Source organism: Massilistercora timonensis, from assembly GCF_048354975.1.
GTDB classification, from domain to species: Bacteria; Bacillota; Clostridia; order Lachnospirales; family Lachnospiraceae; genus Massilistercora; species Massilistercora timonensis.
In genome coordinates this window covers 1-18,397 of sequence record NZ_DBGCJQ010000100.1, presented here as the reverse complement: position 1 = coordinate 18,397, position 18,397 = coordinate 1, and the positions used below count along the sequence as shown (strand labels likewise).

At 52.5% G+C, this 18,397-nt stretch carries 16 protein-coding genes and 1 tRNA gene; 3 read left to right on the top strand and 14 right to left on the bottom strand.

Annotated features, from left to right (window positions below):
- From ACML7B_RS08755 to ACML7B_RS08730, 6 genes are all read right to left on the bottom strand, one after another.
- Positions 1-1,701: a diguanylate cyclase domain-containing protein gene (locus tag ACML7B_RS08755; protein WP_418540678.1), complete on the bottom strand. Its 1,701-nt coding sequence runs from the start codon at positions 1,699-1,701 to the stop codon at positions 1-3.
- The gene (locus ACML7B_RS08750; RefSeq protein ID WP_418540676.1) at positions 1,698-2,516 is read right to left on the bottom strand and encodes an EAL domain-containing protein; all 819 of its coding nucleotides are present in this window, start codon (positions 2,514-2,516) and stop codon (positions 1,698-1,700) included. The genes ACML7B_RS08755 and ACML7B_RS08750 overlap by 4 nt, the downstream gene beginning before the upstream one ends.
- Positions 2,517-2,626: 110 nt before the next feature.
- Positions 2,627-2,698: transfer RNA gene (locus ACML7B_RS08745), tRNA-Cys, on the bottom strand.
- Positions 2,699-2,748: 50 nt separating this feature from the next.
- Positions 2,749-3,387 (bottom strand): lactate utilization protein, encoded by a 639-nt coding sequence (locus ACML7B_RS08740; RefSeq protein WP_418540675.1) that lies wholly within the window; start codon positions 3,385-3,387, stop codon positions 2,749-2,751.
- Between the two features lie 74 nt (positions 3,388-3,461).
- The gene (locus ACML7B_RS08735) at positions 3,462-4,016 is read right to left on the bottom strand and encodes a M48 family metallopeptidase (protein WP_418540674.1); all 555 of its coding nucleotides are present in this window, start codon (positions 4,014-4,016) and stop codon (positions 3,462-3,464) included.
- Between the two features lie 175 nt (positions 4,017-4,191).
- Positions 4,192-4,776 (bottom strand): 50S ribosomal protein L25, encoded by a 585-nt coding sequence (locus tag ACML7B_RS08730; RefSeq protein ID WP_418540672.1) that lies wholly within the window; start codon positions 4,774-4,776, stop codon positions 4,192-4,194.
- Between the two features lie 215 nt (positions 4,777-4,991).
- Here ACML7B_RS08730 and ACML7B_RS08725 point away from each other — a divergent pair, with 215 nt between their 5' ends.
- Genes ACML7B_RS08725 through ACML7B_RS08715 form a run of 3 tightly spaced genes read left to right on the top strand, consistent with a single transcriptional unit; the run spans position 4,992 to position 7,582 of the window.
- Entirely contained in the window at positions 4,992-5,951 is a 960-nt protein-coding gene (locus ACML7B_RS08725) for a DNA/RNA non-specific endonuclease (RefSeq protein ID WP_418540670.1), read from the top strand.
- 23 nt (positions 5,952-5,974) lie between these two features.
- The gene (locus tag ACML7B_RS08720; RefSeq protein ID WP_418540668.1) at positions 5,975-6,661 is read left to right on the top strand and encodes a YjjG family noncanonical pyrimidine nucleotidase; all 687 of its coding nucleotides are present in this window, start codon (positions 5,975-5,977) and stop codon (positions 6,659-6,661) included.
- Between the two features lie 39 nt (positions 6,662-6,700).
- Positions 6,701-7,582 carry a DMT family transporter gene (locus ACML7B_RS08715; protein WP_418540666.1) on the top strand — a complete coding sequence of 294 codons (882 nt, stop codon included), beginning with the start codon at positions 6,701-6,703 and terminating at the stop codon, positions 7,580-7,582.
- Here ACML7B_RS08715 and ACML7B_RS08710 read toward each other — a convergent pair.
- The 8 genes from ACML7B_RS08710 to ACML7B_RS08675 all read right to left on the bottom strand — a co-directional run bounded on the left by ACML7B_RS08710 (position 7,557) and on the right by ACML7B_RS08675 (position 18,153).
- A complete protein-coding gene (locus tag ACML7B_RS08710) occupies positions 7,557-9,557 on the bottom strand; it encodes a beta-galactosidase (protein ID WP_418540664.1) in 2,001 nt (666 codons plus the stop codon). The genes ACML7B_RS08715 and ACML7B_RS08710 overlap by 26 nt on opposite strands.
- Before the next feature lie 143 nt (positions 9,558-9,700).
- Positions 9,701-11,059 (bottom strand): right-handed parallel beta-helix repeat-containing protein, encoded by a 1,359-nt coding sequence (locus ACML7B_RS08705; RefSeq protein ID WP_418540662.1) that lies wholly within the window; start codon positions 11,057-11,059, stop codon positions 9,701-9,703.
- 28 nt (positions 11,060-11,087) lie between these two features.
- Positions 11,088-12,575, bottom strand: a complete 1,488-nt coding sequence (locus tag ACML7B_RS08700; RefSeq protein ID WP_418540661.1) for a glycoside hydrolase family 32 protein — start codon at positions 12,573-12,575, stop codon at positions 11,088-11,090.
- A gap of 19 nt (positions 12,576-12,594) precedes the next feature.
- Entirely contained in the window at positions 12,595-13,425 is an 831-nt protein-coding gene (locus ACML7B_RS08695) for a carbohydrate ABC transporter permease (RefSeq protein WP_106789235.1), read from the bottom strand.
- Between the two features lie 24 nt (positions 13,426-13,449).
- On the bottom strand, positions 13,450-14,334 hold the full coding sequence (locus ACML7B_RS08690) for a carbohydrate ABC transporter permease (RefSeq protein WP_106789236.1): 885 nt from the start codon (positions 14,332-14,334) through the stop codon (positions 13,450-13,452).
- A gap of 101 nt (positions 14,335-14,435) precedes the next feature.
- Positions 14,436-15,671, bottom strand: a complete 1,236-nt coding sequence (locus tag ACML7B_RS08685) for a sugar ABC transporter substrate-binding protein (protein WP_106789237.1) — start codon at positions 15,669-15,671, stop codon at positions 14,436-14,438.
- Positions 15,672-16,105: 434 nt separating this feature from the next.
- Positions 16,106-17,089 (bottom strand): LacI family DNA-binding transcriptional regulator, encoded by a 984-nt coding sequence (locus tag ACML7B_RS08680; protein ID WP_418540659.1) that lies wholly within the window; start codon positions 17,087-17,089, stop codon positions 16,106-16,108.
- Between the two features lie 68 nt (positions 17,090-17,157).
- Positions 17,158-18,153 (bottom strand): hypothetical protein, encoded by a 996-nt coding sequence (locus ACML7B_RS08675; protein WP_418540658.1) that lies wholly within the window; start codon positions 18,151-18,153, stop codon positions 17,158-17,160.
- Between the last annotated feature and the right edge of the window lie 244 nt (positions 18,154-18,397).

The window sequence follows — 18,397 nt, the reverse complement described above, 5'->3', positions numbered from 1 at the left end:
TCACTCCTTCCCCTTCAGGATCTGGCTGCGGGGGCAATCCGCGCGGCAGCCAATACATTCCCGCCGCATGCAGGCAACCTTCTTCCTATTGATATAATACCGGTCCTTCCCCAGATATTTGGCGATGTAAAGAGCTGTATCCGCGCACCGGTACAGTTCCTCATATTTTTGGAGGCTGCCGTCCACAGCCACCGCCCCTGCGCTGGCAGAGACCTGGTACTTCTCATAACTGTCCCCCAGCGCGGCGTGAAGTTCCTCAAAAAATATCCGGAACCGCTCCTCAATCATTTCCCGGGACAAGGGACCCTGGATAAGCACGGCAAACTCATCCCCGCCCAGCCGTCCGATCACATCCTCCCTGCGAAACACCCTGCACAGACAACGGGCAAAACAGATCAACAGCCGGTCCCCCGCCGGGTGTCCCTCCCCGTCATTTACCCGTTTAAAATTGTCCAGGTCGAAGAGGAGCAACATCCCCTGCCGGTCCCCCTGTTCCAGAAATTCCTCCGCCCTTCGCTCAAATCCATTCCGGTTGTAAAGACCGGTGAGGCGGTCGTACTGGGCTTCCTTCCTGGCGGTCAGAAGGGCGTCCTCCATCTGGAGCATTCCTTCTGATTTATCCACATATTCCCGCTCCAGCCGGGAGATGGTCTCCATCAGAGGCTTAAGCTCCGGGATCTGGCTGTCTCCGGCCCCAGATCCCCGCCCGCTGCGCAGGACCTTATAGATCCCTTCCTCCACCTGCCGGAAATGATCCAGCAGATATCTGCGGATAAACATGCGCACCATAAGGATCGTGACCCCGCTGATCACCGCCATTGCCGACAGGCCGGCGCCAAAGGTGGCAAACACATCCGACGCCACCCGGTCCATCCCGGTAAATGCAGCCAGATACATGTCATGCCGCTCTTTTAACACGGTACTCTGATAAGCCCCGTTGATTTCCATGACCAGCGCCTCGCCTAAGGGCAGGCCTTCAAGATAATCCAGCAGTTCCCTCCCTTCCCTCAGGGTGCGGATCCTAATGTCCTGCCGGTTGTTTTCCGTGATCCCGATGACCAGCCCCCGGGCCTTCCCGGCTGCAAAGATACTGGTATCATATTCCGTGGTAGCCTGTCTGAGAACCTCCTGCACCCGCTGGGCGCCGCTTGACAGCCCCAGTTGCTCCATATCCCTGTCCAGGCGAACCGCCGCGAACCGGGGCGATTCCACCGGCACCGCCACATAGAAATAGGCCGGCTGCTCCCAGAAGTCCGGCTCATCCACCTGCACCACAGCTCCCTTAGCCCCGGGCGACGTCAAAAGCTCGGCCATCACCTGCTCTTCCTCCCGGGTTCCCACCAGTTCTTCCTCGGTGCTGACCAGGATCTTCCCGTCCGTACCCAGCAAAGAGACGGCCCCCACGCCCAGCAGTTCCCGAAAGGCTTCCAGAGCTGAAAGCTCTGCCGCCTTTGGATCATTTTCCAGAATATACGCCGTCTCCCGGGCGTGGGTTACATACTCCTCACCCAGCCGCTCTACCGTTTCCTCATATTCCCGGGTGGCCTCCTCCAGGTTGTGGTCCACACTTTCCAGAAGCTGGCTTAAATACTCTTCATTTTCTTTCCGTCCCCGCAGGTACAAAAGAATGCCGAAGATCAGGACAAACAGCAGGGCTGACACAAAGTAAAGGAACGCCAGGCGCCGGTACAGCCGTCTCATGCTTCTCCCTTCCCAGGTTCCCGCGCCTGAAAGGGCAGCTTCCTTCCCTCTTTCTGACAGGCGAAGTAAGTCTCCTTTTCCAGAGGCCTGGAGAAATAATATCCCTGGCCCAGCCTGCACCCGTGCCCCAGGAGAAACTCCATCTGTTCCCTGGTCTCCACCCCTTCCGCCACCACCTTCATCCCCAGGTTTTTTGCCAGGTTGATGGTAGATTTAAGGATAGTCTCAGATTTCTTTGCTCCGATCCGGCTGACAAAATACCGGTCCAGCTTCAGGATGTCAAAGGGGATCTGATGGAGCAGTTTCAGGGTAGAATTCCCGGTGCCGTAATCATCCATGGCGATCTGGAATCCCTGCTCCTGCAGTCTTCTGGCAAAATCCAGCATTTCCCCGGAGCCCTCCGGGCTGGGAGCGGTCTCTGTCAGCTCAAACCGGAGCCGGTCCCGGGCCACTGCCTCCCGGGCCCGCCGTCCCACCATTTCCCCGCTGTAGTGCCCGGCGTGGAGCTGAGACAGGTTGACCGACACCCAGCCGGGATCGATCCCCCCTTCCCGGGCTTCCCGGATATCCCTGCAGACTATGCGCAGCACCTCACAGTCCAGAAGGGGCAGCAGGCCATTCTCCTCCAGCGCAGGGATGAACCGGCCGGGGAGGATCAGTCCCTTCCCCGGCCTTTGCCAGCGCACCAGCGCCTCCGCGCCCACGATCTTACCTGTCTCCATATCCACCTGGGGCTGATACCAGACACAAAACTCCCGGTTGTCAAGAGCCGCCGCCAGAAGCTCCTTTTCCCCTTGCGAAGCCTTTCTTCCCATGCCGTCCACTCTCCCGTCTTTTCTGATTAGAATGGACGGAGAGAACGGATTTTATACCTGTTTCCGAAATGAAAAAACCCGGGAACGTAACGTTCTCGGGTTTCCTTAAGAGGCGCAGACCGGATTTGAACCGGTGAATCAGGGTGTTGCAGACCCATGCCTTACCACTTGGCTACTGCGCCTTATCGGGCACTCGTTTATTATAACAAATGCCCGCTGTGAAGTCAACATTTTAAAAACCTAATTCTTCATTTACCAGGATCACCTTGATCCGCCCCGGCCGCTTGGAATACCGGGTTACCAGGAACTGGCAGCAGATGGTATCCGGGATCTTACAGTCGAAACAGGCTCCCGTCTTGCTGCAGGGCGTTGACAGCCCAAACCGCTGGGCGTTGATGGGCGCCGCCTCGTTCCGCGCCCTGGACATCGCGCTTTCCACATCCCTTGCCACCTTGTTCATCCCAACGATCATCAGCACATTCCGCGGTCCCGCGCAGATGGCGGACACCCGGTTGCTGTTCCCGTCGATGTTGACCAGGATGCCGTCCTCCGTGATGGCGTTGGAACTGCACAGGAAGAAATCACAGTCATAGGCTGCCAGCTCCATCTTCCGCTTCTCCTCCGGGTTTTTCGCCCCCTCCCGGTCATAGGCCGTGTAGTTCCCCTGGCGGATCGCATCCTTCAGCCCGATCTCCGCGATGGACATAGATCCTCCCCAGCTCACCGAACTCCCCTCCGGGATCAGCTCCAGCGCCTTCTTAAGCGCCTCCTCCTTCGACTCCACGTAGTAGCCTTCCATGTTGCGGGACTCCAGCCCCTTGATGATCGTCTCACCCAACATCCTGTTCCGCTTGATCCGATTTTCGTTCATCTCTTCTCCTCCTGTCTGGTTGGGGACGTGGTATTTTCAGAAATACCACGTCCCAGATTGAAAATACCCTGTCCCTAATTGAACCGCCCTTCCCGCATCTGCCTCCGCCTTTTCTTCCAGTCTGGCAGAAATCGGGTCATATAAGCCTGAAATCTCTTATCATGGCTTGGCTCGATCAAATGGCATAATTCATGTACCACAATATATTCCAGGATCTCATCCGGAAAATAATAAAGCCTTGTATTGATCCGGATCCTGCCGGTGCCCACCGTACAGCTTCCCCAGCGGGTCTTCATCTTCCGAAGGGTCCACCCGGAGGCATGTACTCCCATCCGGGGCTCCCATTTTTGGGCGTAAAACTCTACCTTCTCCTGCAAAACCTGCCGCTGCGCCCGGGTCAGTTCCGGCTCCGCCTCCCGGTTCACAGCCGCGGCCCGCATACGCTCCTGGTGTTTCCGGATCCAGCGCTCCTTTTCCTCCACAAACGTCCGGATCCGACTCACCGGCACCTGCCTGGGCGCTGTCACCAGCACCTGTCCCTCCGGCGGTTTCAGATAAAGATTGATGTTTTTCACCCTGCGGTATTCGATTGTAACAGGGATTTCATTAATATAGATTATTTTTGCCATAAACCTATCATACCAGAAATTTTCCAAAAAGGGACAGGGTATTTTCAATCTGGGACGTGGTATTTTTAAAAATACCACGTCCCCACCTAAAAAACCAGGAGCGGCAGCCTTGATCTCAGGCTGCCGCTCCTGGTTTTTCCGCGAACATGTTTTTCCGCAAACATACATTGCCGGTTTATTCTGCCGTTTCTTCCTCTTCTGCTGTATCTGCCGCTCCGGAGTGGATCTCGATCACGCTTGCAACCGCTGTCTCCGGATCTGTAGTAAGATCGATCTCCGGATTGGATGCGATCTCCAGGTCTCCCACCTTGATCACGTCTCCCAGCTTCATGTCGCCCACGTCTACCCGGATCTTATCTACCAGCGCAGACGGATATGCCTTGTACGCGACCTCATGCAGATGCTGTTCCACCATCCCGGTGTTCACCTTCTCATGGTTGATCAGGATGATCTCTGCTGTGGAATGTACCTTTTCATCGCTTACCAGCGCCTGGAAATCCATCTCGTCCACCCGGCCTTTCAGACCGTTGAAATCCACTTCCTTGATCAGCACATTCATCGTCTGCCCTTCAATATCCAGCAGGATCTGGCTTCCCTTTCCGCTGGTCTTCAGAAGACGTTCCACTGCCGGTTTCTCCATCTTGACCGGAATCGAACCTTCCATGTCTCTTCCGAATACATTGCCGGTAACAAAACCTTCCCTTCTTAATTTCTTTGCCTTGATGTCCATACTTCTTTTTTCAGCTTTTAAAGTATCCATTTGTCTCTTCCTCCAAAAATCTGATTTGCTTAGCAGGCCTTCACATTTGGCAGGTCGTTAAGTAGGTTTTCTTGCTACAACTGTATTATAACACCCATGTCAAGAGGGGGTGGCGCATATTTTTAAAATCTGTTATAATTATTAATTAATTTCCCTTTTTGGAAATGCTATAGTTATTTTATCGAACAAACGTTTGCTTTTATTGGAGAATCTTTATGACGAATTTACGGAAAATCTTTCGAACCTACCTCCTTCTGGGCCTTTTGATCCTCTCGGCTCTCTTCCCCACAGGCTGCGGTGCCTTCGCAGAGCGCCCTCCCATTGCCTCCGAACTGGAAGACGTGCCGGCCTACGAAGGAGAACCCTATGTTGAAGTAGCCGGAAATGAACCGGATTTCTCAGAAGAAGACCTGGAACCGGAGTCCTATGAAAGCTACAGCGATCTGGACTCTCTGGGCCGCTGCGGGGTCGCCCTGGCCTGCGTGGGCCAGGATCTTATGCCCACAGAAGACCGGGAATCCATCGGCCAGATCAAGCCCACCGGCTGGCACACGGTAAAATATGAGGGCGTGGATGGCAATTATCTCTACAACCGCTGCCACCTGATTGGCTTCCAGCTTACCGCGGAGAATGCCAACCCGGAGAATCTGATCACCGGCACCCGCTTTATGAACGTGGACGGCATGCTTCCTTTTGAAAATGAAGTGGCGGAGTATGTCCGCGAAACGGATAACCATGTACTGTACCGGGTCACCCCCATCTTCGACGGCGACAATCTGGTGGCCTCCGGCGTACAGATGGAAGCCCTGTCTGTGGAAGATAACGGCGCCGGGGTCTCCTTCAATGTCTACGTCTATAACATCCAGCCCGGCGTTGTGATCGACTATGCCGATGGCGAGAGCCAGCGGGGCGACCCCGCCGGAGACCCCCAGACCCGCCCGGTGCCGGACGCCGCCCCTGCGGAAGAACCGGATTCTGACGAGACCACCTCAGAAGACACTTCTTCTGAAGAAGAGACCCGTACCTACATTCTGAACAAGAACACCCAGAAGTTCCATCTGCCCGACTGTTCCGGCGTCGCAGATATCAAGCCCCAAAATAAAGAAACCTTCACCGGCGACCGGGACACACTGGTGGAACGAGGCTATGAGCCCTGCGGAAGCTGTAATCCATAGACATCTTACAGAAAGGGACCCTTATGATCCGCAACATCTTATTTGACCTGGACAATACTTTATTTGATTTTGACAAGGCAGAAGCCCTGGCGGTGCGCCGCACTCTGCTGGAACTGGGCGTCGATCCCTCCCCGGCTGTCGTGACCCGCTACAGCCAGCTGAACCTGGCTCAGTGGAAGCTTCTGGAGCTGGGACAACTGACCCGCCAGGAGGTAAAGCTCCGCCGGTATCAGCTGCTCTTTGAGGAGCTTGGCATCCGGCAAGATCCCGGGAAAGCCGCCCGGATCTTCGAAACCCAGCTTGGCATCGGCCATTACTTCATAGAAGGGGCGGAAGAACTTCTCCAGGAACTCCACGGGAACTACCGCCTCTATCTGGTCACCAACGGCACAGCCTCCGTACAGAAAAGCCGGCTGCAAAGCTCCGGGATCCAACCTTACTTTCAGGGGATCTTTATCTCAGAAGATCTGGGTGCAGACAAGCCAAGCGCCGCCTACTTTGACGCCTGCTTTGCCCGGATCCCGGATTTTCAAAAGGAAGAGACCGTGATCGTAGGAGACAGCCTGACTTCTGACATCAAGGGAGGCGTGAACGCGGGGATCCGGACCATCTGGTTCCACCCATCCTCTGCTGCCAACGAGACCGGAATCCAGCCGGACTATGAACTCCATGCACTCAAAGACCTTCCTCAGCTTTTAACCAGGATCTGATCCAACACCAACGGACCAGAGACCGGAAAGGAGGCAGCCATGCCTGAATCCAGGACACATTCAGGAAAAGCCCTTTATATCTCTTTTATCCTGATCCAGAGCCTGGTCTACGGGATCGGCAATCCCCTGACCAAAGTGGCCTACCATAGCATTACGCCGCTGTGGCTTCTGGCCGCCCGGTTCTCTCTTGCCTTTCTTTTGTTTGCCCTTTTCTTTGGCCGCCGGCTCTTCTCTCAGCTGCGGAAAGTTTCCTGGACCCTTTGGCTGCCTTCCGCCCTCTGCTGTGCAGGGGCCTATATCTCCTGCAACCTGGCCCTTGATCTTACCGCCGCCACCAACGTAGGCTTCATCATGTCCCTGCCGGTTTTGTTCGCCCCCCTTCTGTTTTCCCTGGTGTTCCGCCATCCCTATGCCTGGCGGCACCTTCCGGTACAGCTTGTGACCATTGTGGGACTGTTCCTGCTGTGCTGCAATACCGGCGCTTTTTCCTTTGGCCCCGGCGAAGCCCTGGCGCTTCTGGACGCCCTGTGCCTGGCCGGCGTCCTGGTATTCGGCGAGAAGGCTATTGCCCAAATGGACGTGCTTTCTGTCACGGGAGTACAGATCGGCGTCACCATGATCCTGAGCCTCGCCGGGGCTCTGCTTTTCGACCACACCTCCGTCCTTGCGGCCGCAAAGCCGGAAGCCTGGCTGGTGGTCCTCTACCTGGCAGGCGTGTGCACCATCGCCGCCTATCTTTTGCAAAACAAAGCGGTGGCGCACCTCAGTGCATCCACCGTCTCTATGCTCCAGTGCACCCAGCCCATCCTGACTGCACTGGTGGCCTATTTTCTGCTGGGCGAGACCCTGAACGGCCTGGGCCTTCTGGGCGCAGGGCTGATCCTGATCTGCCTCTTTATCGACAGCCGGATCCCGCAATAGGGCTTCCGCCTTTTGCAGAATCCTCCTGTTCCTCCTCGATCCTGCATTCAAAAGGAGCAAGTACCACACCGTCCATTTCCACTTCCCTGGCATTGTGATTCAGGGTAATCCGGATTCTGTGATCTTTACTTCCCCGATATACGATCTCCACCCCTTCCGGAGATTCCTCACAACAGATTCCCTGCTCCTCCCAGATCTTTGCCATCACCTGTCGCAGGAGTTCCTCTTCCAATCCGCATCCCAGATAATAAATGCTGCCTTTCCCGCATTGCTTCCTGGTCACCGCTCCATACTCCCGGTAAAACGCATCCTGATAATGAAAGAGCACTTCTGCGCCTTCTGTCTCCAACATATCCCGGAAAATACCGCCATGCCCGTTGACACCGGCATATCTTCCTTCTCCTTCCAGCGGAAATTCCTGCCCTTCCTGCAGGCTCTCCGTTTCAGCCACACAGACGCCGGCGGCATCCTGGAAATCCAAAGGGATCTTTTTCCCAAATACCAGGTTGTTGTCCTCATCTTTGACAAAAGTCCGGAACGTTATGATCACGGTTCCACCATTCTCTGCAAATCTTCTGATCTCCTTCTGAATATCCGGCCTGGCAATGATCATTACCGGCAGGATCACTACCCGGTATCCCAGGAGATCACTCCCGGCCGGGATCACGTCCACCGGCACATTCCCATCATAGAAAATCTTGTGAAACCATTTCATTTCCTTCTCACAATCCAGCATGGGGCTTTGCCGCTGGATCCGGAAAGCTGCCAGCGAATCATAATCATACACGATGGCCGCCTGGCTTTTTACCGGTGTCTCCAGTGCGTGCTGATATTCCTGTACTTCCCGGAAAAATTTCTGTGCCTCATAGAACTTCCGCCGCTTCACATTGTCCCCGTCCAGAATGCCGTAACAGAACTGCTCCGCTCCTTTGAGCGCTCCCCGGTACCGGAAATACAACAGAGATTCACATCCTCTGGCCATTCCCTGCCAGGACCACAATCTTGCCTGCCCCGGTCTGGGCGCATACCCTGTCACATCATGTCCCTGTGCCCCCAGGATCGCTTCTGTGATCCAGAAATTCTCCTGTCTTAAGCCCCGGATATAGTCCAGCCCAAAGGCGATCTCATTGGGTGGCAGCGGTTCCCTCTGGCCTCCCCATACCGGATAATTATTATAAGCCGCCCGGTCCAGTTCCTTTGCCACCCGGGAATAATCCACATGCTTCCCAAGCCCCCCTCCCGGGAAATCATGCAGCACCACAGCCCCCGGGATGATCTCACGAAGCAGCTCTGCCTGAAATCTTGCAAACTTCACGATACTTTCACTTCGAAACCGTTCCCAGTCCAGCCGAAGTGACGGATTATGTGTTGTGATGGTCTCTCTGGGCATCGGGATCTCGTCAAAGTCATTATACTCCTGAGACCAGAAGGCTGTCCCGTACGTCTCATTCAGGAGCCCGATATCGCCCCGGAACTTCTCTCTCAGGAATTCCTGAAATGCCTTATGGCACCGGGGACACCAGCAGAGGTCGCTGCCCTCATGCCCAAGCTCATTGTCGATCTGCCAGGCCACGATCCCTTTCTCTCCCTTGAAATGTTCCGCCTGAGCCCGGATGATCTTCTCTGAATATTCATATATATACGGGTTGTTAAAACAATGCACATGTCTCCCGCCAAAAACCCGCCTCTGTCCGTTTTCCGATTCTGAAAGGATCTCCGGATGCTTTTTGGCAAGCCAGGACGGGATCGCCGCCGTAGGCGTTCCCATGATCACGGCAAGTCCTTTTTCTCTTGCCTTCTCCACCACCCGGTCAAAATACGAGAAATCATATGCGCCTTCCGACCGCTCCATCCGGTGCCAGGCAAACTCCCCGATCCGGATCACATTGCAGCCTAATTCACAGATGGTATCCAGATCCTGGTCCAATAGGGAATCCTCCCACTGCTCCGGATAATAATCCACACCTAACCACATTTCCTGCTCCCTCCCGCGTCCGTTCTGTCTGATTTACAGAATTAATTTAACACAGCGCCTGTAAAACCACAAGAAAAAACATCAGGACGCCCTACGCGGGCCCCCTGATGCCTCTCTCTTCTTTCTTTATCCCAGTTCCTTTTTTAACAATCTCCGATCTCCGGGATCGCCCGGAATGCGTTCGCTTTTCTGTCAAGCACACACGCTTCTTCCGTTCCGGTATCCAGAATGGTATTGCGCACAGACTCTTCCTCCACCAGTACCGCTGTCACTGGAATCTCTTTTGCTCTGGCGATACTCAGCATTGCCTCTACCTGAGCGGAATAGCAGGCATCCTGAGCCTCCTTTGACTCTTCAGCCGCTTCTGTCAGCGCAGCGATATGATTGGCGCAGACATAGTTGTTCCTGCCCGCCCCGATCCGGATGATCACCGGCTTTGCTCCCGCCGGCACAATATACTCTTCATCAAGGATCTCAGAAAAATGATTCGCTGTCACCGCATTATGATTTCCACTGATATACACAAGCCCGTAGAGGTCATCAAGCCCGTTTCCATGTGCACGCATCGGCGGCCAGGGCTCCCGGGAACGATAAAAATGATTGGACGATATCAGATTTTCCGCACAATTTCCTTCCAGCACCAGCATTCCGGGATAAAAGGAATGAAAACGGTTCCCTGTCACGATGGAACGCGCCACCCCGTCCAGATGCACGCTGCTCTTCCCCCGGGGGAAAATATTGTTGGAAGAGATCAGAAGCCCTCCAAAATTCTGTGCGTAGATAGAATATCCTTTGTATCCCGCGCCGATCAGGTTTTCCGTCACTTTGGAGGCCTGTCCCCATCCACGCAGTTCAATACAGCTTCCACATTCTGCAATAAAATTGTCATGAATACTCAGTGCATCTGCATGGTAGATCGTAATGGCATGCTCCAGATAAACAAATCCCATCCCTGTGATGCGGAAAGAATCCTGCGCCCCCGCCACATAGATCCCGGTCTTTCCATTTACATAGGTGTTCTCCGGGTTGGGCTCTCCGGTTCCGTCATCCACAAAATGCAGCCCGTCGATACAGAAATTTTCAAATTCCACGGAACTGATCCGCGGACTTCCCTCCCGCTTCACATAGAATGCAGCCTGGGCTTCCTCTCCGCCCTCTTCCTTTGCGGGAAGATCCACCAGGATCCGGCTGCCCCCCGGCCATAATTCATGGAGTCCGCAGATCTCGTCTTCCGGAACATTGAACCGAATGCTGGAAGAAGTAAATCCGTGGCCGGATCCCATGATCTTCAGATAACTGATATCGATCACTACCTGGGTGCGAAGATGATAATCTCCCACCGGGATATAGATCACTGCTCCCGGTTTTCCGCCTTCCCGGACATCCTTCTCCGTCTGGCGCTTTTTCACATCATCGATTATGCTGTTGATCACCTGACCGATATCCTCATAGGGATCTCCCACATGCCATTCTGTTACGTCATAATAATTTGTGCCAGCCATATCTGCCATTTCTCCTTTATGTTCTATTTTATCTGAAACACTCTTTCAGACCGTAGGATCTGTATCCTCTGATCACTGCGCGGCCTCCGGCAGCGCGGATCAGGATCTTGTTCTGCCCGTTTCCTGCATAAATATTATTTGCATGATTATTCTGATACTGATCCGCAAAAATCTCCACCGAACTCTGATCCGAGAAAACATGGATATCCAGTTCTTTCTTCCCCTTCAGGAACAGCACGCTTCTTGAAACTCCCGCGCTCCATCCGTCCGCCCGGGACCGGTCCACGCTTAAGGTCCCCTGCCTTAAGTCTATCATACACCGGGTTTGCCTGCCCTCGCCGCAGCGAAGGTCCAGTTCTATTTTTTCTGCCTGTGTCTCTTCCAGGTCGATGGCAAACTGCATTTCAAAGGAAATCCCGTCTCCGGCTCTCAATTCTTTTTCTTCTGCGTCTCCCAGTTCTATCCGGTCTTCGCAGCACTCTTCTTCCCGCAGTTTTTGAAGTTCCTTCACCGGAACGAACTGCAGGGTATGATCCGGGAGCATCCGCACTTCCCGGAGCAGGTTGAAGAATCCGCACCAGCCCTCCCGGTAAGTGGGCCCCCAGTCTTTCCAGAAAGGCATGCATTCCCATTCATTGGCCCAGGCCGCGATCAGCCGTCTTCCGTCCGGCGCCTCGAAAGACTGCGGCGCATAAAAATCCATCCCCCAGTCGATCTCCCCGGACAGATCCCAGTCAAACCGGCCTGTATCATAGTCAAAATCTCCTACGAAATATACAGCCTTCCGGTCTCCTGCCCCCATAGGGGAACACATAAGGACATATTTATCCTCCAGCGGATAGAAATCCGGACATTCCCACATGTAACCCCATTCGCCCCGGCTCTCTGCAAGCACATTGACATAGGTCCAGTGCAGCATGTCTTCCGTCCGGTACAAAAGAGCCTGCGCCCGGTTATTGCAGCTTGCCCCGCACACCATGTAATAGCTGTCTTTGTGTTTCCATATCTTGGGATCCCGGAAATGCTGTCCGTCCACTCCTTCCGGCGGAAGGATCACCGGATTTCCTTCGTATTTCTCAAAATGGATCCCATCCTCACTGTACGCAATGCACTGGGTCTGTATATTTCCTGATCCCCGGTTAGTCACCCCGGTATACATCAGAAACAGTTTCCCCTCATGCACGATCGCGCTTCCGGAAAAACAGCCGCCCTTCCTGTAATCATCATACTCCTCACTGGGAGCCAGCGCCAGCGGCAGATACTCCCAGTGGAGCAGATCTTCGCTGACCGCATGGCCCCAGTGCATAAAATCCCAGAAACCGCTGTACGGATTCCACTGAAAGAAAAAATGATATTTCCCTTTATAGAAGATCAGGCCGTTAGGATCATTCAGCCACCCGGTCTGAGGCATAAAATGATAATGCTGCCTCATGGGACCTGCCTGCACCATTTCCTTTTTCTGTTCAGTCTCGATCTGTGCCTGTTCGATTCTTTGCTGCATGAGTTCTCTCGACATAAACTTCTCCTCTTCCTCTTTAGCCTTTTACCGCTCCTGCGGTCATTCCCTGGACAATGTATTTCTGCGCCACCAGTGAGATGATCATAACCGGGAAGCTAAACAGGAACGCTCCCGCGCACATCGGTCCCAGGTCCAGGTTGTAGGCAGACAAAAATCCTGCAAGTCCTACCGTAAATGTCTTGGCATTGGTACTGGTCAGAAGCAGCGCCAGCAGGAAATCATTCCAGGCCAGGAACAATGTAAAGATAAATGCCGTGGCCAGCCCTGGCGTACAGATGGGCAGGATCACTCGCCGGAATGTCTGGAGGCTGTTTGCCCCGTCCACATAAGCCGCTTCATCCAGCGTTGTGGGAATCCCTTCATAGAAGCTGAGCATGGTCCACATGACAAAGGGCATGTTCACCGCCGCATAAACGATGATCAGCGCAATCCTTGTATCGTACAGCCCAAGATCACAGATCAGCTCATAGATTGGAACCGCGATACTGGATGTTGGTATCATTTTCAGACAGAGGATCAGCACGATCAGTACAATGGAGAGCTTCGCCCCGGAGCGCTGGATGGCGTACGCCGCAAGCGCGCCCAGGATCAGCGCGATGACCGTGCTGCACACAGCCGCCGTCAGGCTGTTTACAAGAAACTGCAGTGCATCCATCCGCTCAAACAGACCCGTGAAATTTTCTACAGAAAACATCTCCGGGAAGAATTTCGGCGGTACTGCGATCACTTCCGCGCCGGGTTTGAAAGAGCAACAGATCACATAAATATATGGGATCAGCCAGAACACAGTAAGAACGACTGATATCAAGATTCCAACTTTTTTAAATAGTTCACCTTTTCTTTTCACTTTCGTTTCCTCCTGTTCCCACTGTTAGTTTGCCTTTTTCTTCGGATTCCACAGGCTCTGCATGAAAACAAGCGTAAAGATCACCAGCGCTGCAATAAAGACGACTGCCATTGCGCTTGCGTATCCAATGTCATTGTATCGCGTCAGCGTCTTATAGATCACGATGCTCAAGGTCTCGGACGAACTGTTCGGCCCGCCCTCAGTCATTGCCCAGATAATGTCAAATGTCCGGGCTGCGTCGATGATCCGGACAGAAAGGGCTGTCAGAAGCACCGGCTTGATCATGGGAAGCTTGACATAGAAAATCTGCTGGAACATATTTGCCCCGTCGATCTTCGCCGCCTCCATAACACTGGAGTCCAGGCCCTGCAAGCCTGCCAGCGACATCAGCATCATAAACGGCACCGTCAGCCAGATATCCGCGATACAGCATGCCAGGAGCGACCATTTGGTGTCCGCCAGCCAGAGGATATCGCCGCTCTCGGCCAGGATCCCCACACGAGTCAGAAGCTCATTGACGATACCAAAACTGGAACTCATCATCAGCTTCCAGGTAAGTCCTGCCACCAGCGGCGCGATCATCAGCGGCGCCATCATCAACGCCCGGATCACTTTGCTGCCCTTGTAGTTCAGTTCAAAGAACAGCGCAAACAAAAGCCCGATCACAGTCTCTACGCTGACTGCGATCAAAATATAAACAAATGTATTCTTTAACTGCTTCAAAAATCCGCCTGCCGTGAAAGCACGGATATAATTTTCCAATCCAACAAACGTCTTTTCCCCGGTAATCCCGATCTCAAAAAAACTGTCGATAACCATGGAGATGATCGGATATATCAGAAACGCGCCCATGAAGATCGCGCCCGGCAAAAAGAATAACAACAATGTTTTTCTCGAAATCAATCTCATATGTCTACCGCCTTTTTTAAAACAGAGGGCGGCCCCAGGATCAGGTCCTTGCTCAGGGAACGCCCTCTGTCAGTCAAATCATTCAGGAATCAGCTTCCGTTTTACTTTCCAATCGCTTCGATTTCAGCCTGTGCTGCTTCCAGTGTCTCATTTACGTCAGCTCCACCAAGGCAGGACTCTACAACTCCGATCAGAGTCTCTTCGATCTGTGCCCATGTGGATACCATCGGTCTTGGCTGGGACTGAGCCGCTTCCAGTGTCTCAAGTACTGCGGTTGTATGTTCGTTTCCGGCTTCCTGACCTGCTTCCTCATATACGGAGGTTCTTCCTGCGATCTTCAGGGTGAGATCCATATAGTCGGCATTGTGATCATACATATATTCTACATACTGCTGTGCCATTTCTTTGTTTGCAGAATTTTTCATTACACACTGATACCAGGGGCCTGTTGTTGCGCCGATTCCCGCGCTTCCTGCGATCATCGGTGCGCAGCCTACCTTATCGGCGCCAAGTGCTTCTACTGCTGCCGGATACTGATGGCTCCAGTTGATCTGCATTGCTGTTTTTCCGTTTGTGAACAGTTCCTGAGACTCTGTGGCTGCTGTTGCAAGCGCGTCAGACGGGGTATAATCCGCACCTGACGTCTCTACCATAAAGTTCATGGCGTCTACATACGGCTGGGTTGTGATATTTACATTTCCGTCTGCGTCAAATACAAGTCCTTCTGCGCCAGCCTGGCATGCGAAGTCAAGGTAAGAGCATACGGCGTCGGAACCGCTTCCCAGTACGGTTGTTCCATACATATCACTTGTTGCCACTTCCTCTGCAACTGCTTTATACTCATCCCATGTGGTCGGCACTTTGTCCTCAGGGATAATGTCTTTTCTGTAGATCAGGATCTTGCAGTTTGTCCACATCGGATATCCAAGAAGATTTCCGTCAATGGTACCACTTTCTTCCAGTGTGGGAAGGAAGTCGCTGGTATCTGCGTCCGCCACAGGCTCAATGGCATCTGCGAAAGCCGCCAGCCATACAAAGTCCATGCAAGCAACGTCATGTGCTGCTTCTCCGGCCTTGATCTCTGTGGAAAGCTTGTCATACATTCCTGTATAGGCCACTGCGTCCACGATCACTTTGCATCCGGTCTCTTCTTCAAAATCCGCTGCCGTCTCATTTGCAAGAGCCTCGGCAGGAGATCCGCTTTCTACAAGAACCGTGATACTGTTTCCACCGCCTTCTTCGGATTCAGAAGCGCTGTCTCCTGAACCGCCGCATCCGGCTGCCATCGTTGCTACCATCGCTGTCACAAGCAAAATACTGAGCAATTTCTTTTTCATCATTCTCCTCCTTATTTGTAGCTTTGTTAACATGTTTCTCCTGCTTTTCGCCCCGGCAGCATAGCAGATCATCGCCGGCTTTTTTGATCTGCAACTGCCCCGAAAGCTCTTCGCAGGACTTATATAATGATCATATTCAGGACGTCCTCGCTTTCACAGGTCTCCTGAAATGATACATCCCATATCTTTTTTTCTCCAATGTGGAACCCGTTCCATCTTCTTTTAAAAAAAGAAAAGCAACAGATTAACTCCTTAATGGAACGCGTTCCACATAATCATAAACTAAAATTATTTTCTTAAATCTAATTATAATCAGGCTGTCAGATTTGTCAATAATTTCTCTTGTTTTCATTCGTTTTTGTGTAATTTATCTAATTTTGCTCTTCCCTTTTTGTACACTTTGAGTATCATCCAGAAAAATATATCTTCCTTTTTTACGGAAGAGTTGTCTTCCCCCTTCTAAGCTCCACTCCCAGCAACACCGCCTCGTCATGGTACTCTTTTCCGTTGATCAGATCTGTCAACAGGCGTACAGACTCCCTGGCCAGCCCTTCCAGGGGCTGGACCACTGCCGTCATCCGGGGTTCCGACAGTTCTGTGATAAAAGTACCGTCATAGGCAACAAATTTTACATCCCGCGGCACTTTCCGATGCCGCCGGATCGTCTCATTCATGCACTCAATGGCCAGTGCATCCACGGCAAACACGCCGTCGAAATCCTCTGTTTTTGAGAAAACGTCCTGCACAACTTCTTTATAATATGCCAGATCCAAACGGTTCCACTCCATATCGTAAGTATAGGTCGGGATATGGTGTTCCTTCATGATACGCTCAAATTCAATATGCCGCTCATGATACGGAGAATCAACGATCTCCGAACCACGGAAATGAAGGATCTTCCTGCACCCGCTCCGGATCAGCTCCTCTGCAGCCAGGCGTCCGCCCTCTTTATGATCCACCGCCACAACAGGAATGTGTTCTCCCAGATATCGGTCCAGGGCTACGATAGGTTTATTAACCTTCTGGTATTCCTTTACGTCCAGGGAATGTACACCAGTGATCACGCCGTCTACGATGTGGCGGTTCAGCATATCCAGATACTCCAGCTCTGCATTGCTCTCCTTCACCGTATTGCAGACCATCATTTTGAACCCCGCCTCATACAATTCCGCCTCCGCATAGTCAACAAACTCCGCAAAAAAAGGGTTCAGAACATTCGGCACAAGCACCGCGATGATCCCTGTCCGTTTGTGATACAGATTCCGGGCCAGTTCATTGGGCGTATAATTCAATTCTTTCATGGCGACTTCGATCTTTTTTCTTGTCGCATCCGCCACATATCCGCTGTTGTTCAACATTCTGGAAACCGTGCCCACACCAACGTTGGCACGTTTTGCCACATCCTTTATCCCTGCCACCGCAATTCTCCTTTTCGTATTCCCTTCTTGCAGTTTATCACAATCATCTCCCCCCTGCAAATATCGTTTTATCTCATCCCGTCAATGAGCCTGCGGATGGTTTCTTCCGTCTCTTCCAGTGCATCCGCGATCTCCGGGACCGTCATCCCTTTCGCAAGCTTCTTCTCGATCTGGCAGATCAGCGTCTGCTCTCTGCCACGCTCGATCCCCTGCTCGATCCCCTTCTCGATTCCTTGCTCGATTCCCTTTTGTATTCCGATTTCTTCTACATAATCACTTAGATTGCACATCTGGTTCAACTCCTCTCCTATTGTTTCCGTTTCCATTGGTATCGCAAATTCTGTTTCTAATTTCTGGATCTTTTCTTTTGCCCGGACTCCAGGTGCCAGAAGCACACCCAGCATCCGCGTCAGAGGATCTCCTTTCTTTGACTTTGGATTCAGACACACCATCACCACTGCCAGCTTATCATAAGTCTCTCTCTGATCCGGGATCCCGGGAATCAGATCCTCTTTGCACATCCGGTACGTAGAGATCGCATTCCCGATATAGTCCGGCGCATTCATACAGATCCAGATACTGTACACCTTACGGATGTTATCATAATCTCTTCCGGCAAACTCCGTCCCCTTCTGGGCCGAGATCATACGGGCCCCATAGAAGACGCCTCTGGTTGTAAGAGAATATCCAGGATAGAATGCCTTCTGTGCCTCTACATTGACCAGTAGCTTGATCCGTTCCTTCCGCAACTTAAGATATGCAGAAAAACGGATGTCGTAGTAAATCTCCCCCTCCCCGGGGACTGCATCTTCCTGCGCTTCTCCTTTAATCTTTTCTGCCTTCCATTGATTACTTCTGCCTGGCAGAACTCCCACCTCAGACACTTCAATGTCTGATCCGATACAGGATTTGATCTCCTCCACAGGCATATCTGCAAATTCTTCCGTAACATACTTTAAGATCCATGCCAGGATGATCTTGTTTGCCAGTACTCGTTTCACGTGATTGTCGTACTGGTTCTTTCCTTCCGCCAGAGAAAGATCTCCGGCCAGTTCATTTCGCATAGGCTTCTTCCTTTCTTCATTATAACGAAGCGTTCACATAGTTACAAGCAGTTGATTTCTGCCTCTGAACAGGAGGCTTTAGAACTACCAGATTCTCTGGCGGCGTAAGATGTGGCGATATGCCTGCCGCCTTTGCTAATGTGCGATAAAGAAGTAATAGAAGTGTAAAAAATTTTGCCGTTCCTATCCGGCACTTAGGGCTGTGTCGGATAGGTCAGGCGTTAGGCTTCCGGCAAGTCTATCT

Excerpts from the sequence above, each read along its gene's own strand:
- ACML7B_RS08755 (WP_418540678.1), bottom strand. The coding sequence starts at position 1,701 with ATGAGACGGCTGTACCGGCGCCTGGCGTTCCTTTACTTTGTGTCAGCC.
- ACML7B_RS08750 (WP_418540676.1), bottom strand. The coding sequence starts at position 2,516 with ATGGGAAGAAAGGCTTCGCAAGGGGAAAAGGAGCTTCTGGCGGCGGCT.
- ACML7B_RS08740 (WP_418540675.1), bottom strand. The coding sequence starts at position 3,387 with ATGAACGAAAATCGGATCAAGCGGAACAGGATGTTGGGTGAGACGATC.
- ACML7B_RS08735 (WP_418540674.1), bottom strand. The coding sequence starts at position 4,016 with ATGGCAAAAATAATCTATATTAATGAAATCCCTGTTACAATCGAATAC.
- ACML7B_RS08730 (WP_418540672.1), bottom strand. The coding sequence starts at position 4,776 with ATGGATACTTTAAAAGCTGAAAAAAGAAGTATGGACATCAAGGCAAAG.
- ACML7B_RS08725 (WP_418540670.1), top strand. The coding sequence starts at position 4,992 with ATGACGAATTTACGGAAAATCTTTCGAACCTACCTCCTTCTGGGCCTT.
- ACML7B_RS08720 (WP_418540668.1), top strand. The coding sequence starts at position 5,975 with ATGATCCGCAACATCTTATTTGACCTGGACAATACTTTATTTGATTTT.
- ACML7B_RS08715 (WP_418540666.1), top strand. The coding sequence starts at position 6,701 with ATGCCTGAATCCAGGACACATTCAGGAAAAGCCCTTTATATCTCTTTT.
- ACML7B_RS08710 (WP_418540664.1), bottom strand. The coding sequence starts at position 9,557 with ATGTGGTTAGGTGTGGATTATTATCCGGAGCAGTGGGAGGATTCCCTA.
- ACML7B_RS08705 (WP_418540662.1), bottom strand. The coding sequence starts at position 11,059 with ATGGCTGGCACAAATTATTATGACGTAACAGAATGGCATGTGGGAGAT.
- ACML7B_RS08700 (WP_418540661.1), bottom strand. The coding sequence starts at position 12,575 with ATGTCGAGAGAACTCATGCAGCAAAGAATCGAACAGGCACAGATCGAG.
- ACML7B_RS08690 (WP_106789236.1), bottom strand. The coding sequence starts at position 14,334 with ATGAGATTGATTTCGAGAAAAACATTGTTGTTATTCTTTTTGCCGGGC.
- ACML7B_RS08685 (WP_106789237.1), bottom strand. The coding sequence starts at position 15,671 with ATGAAAAAGAAATTGCTCAGTATTTTGCTTGTGACAGCGATGGTAGCA.
- ACML7B_RS08675 (WP_418540658.1), bottom strand. The coding sequence starts at position 18,153 with ATGCGAAATGAACTGGCCGGAGATCTTTCTCTGGCGGAAGGAAAGAAC.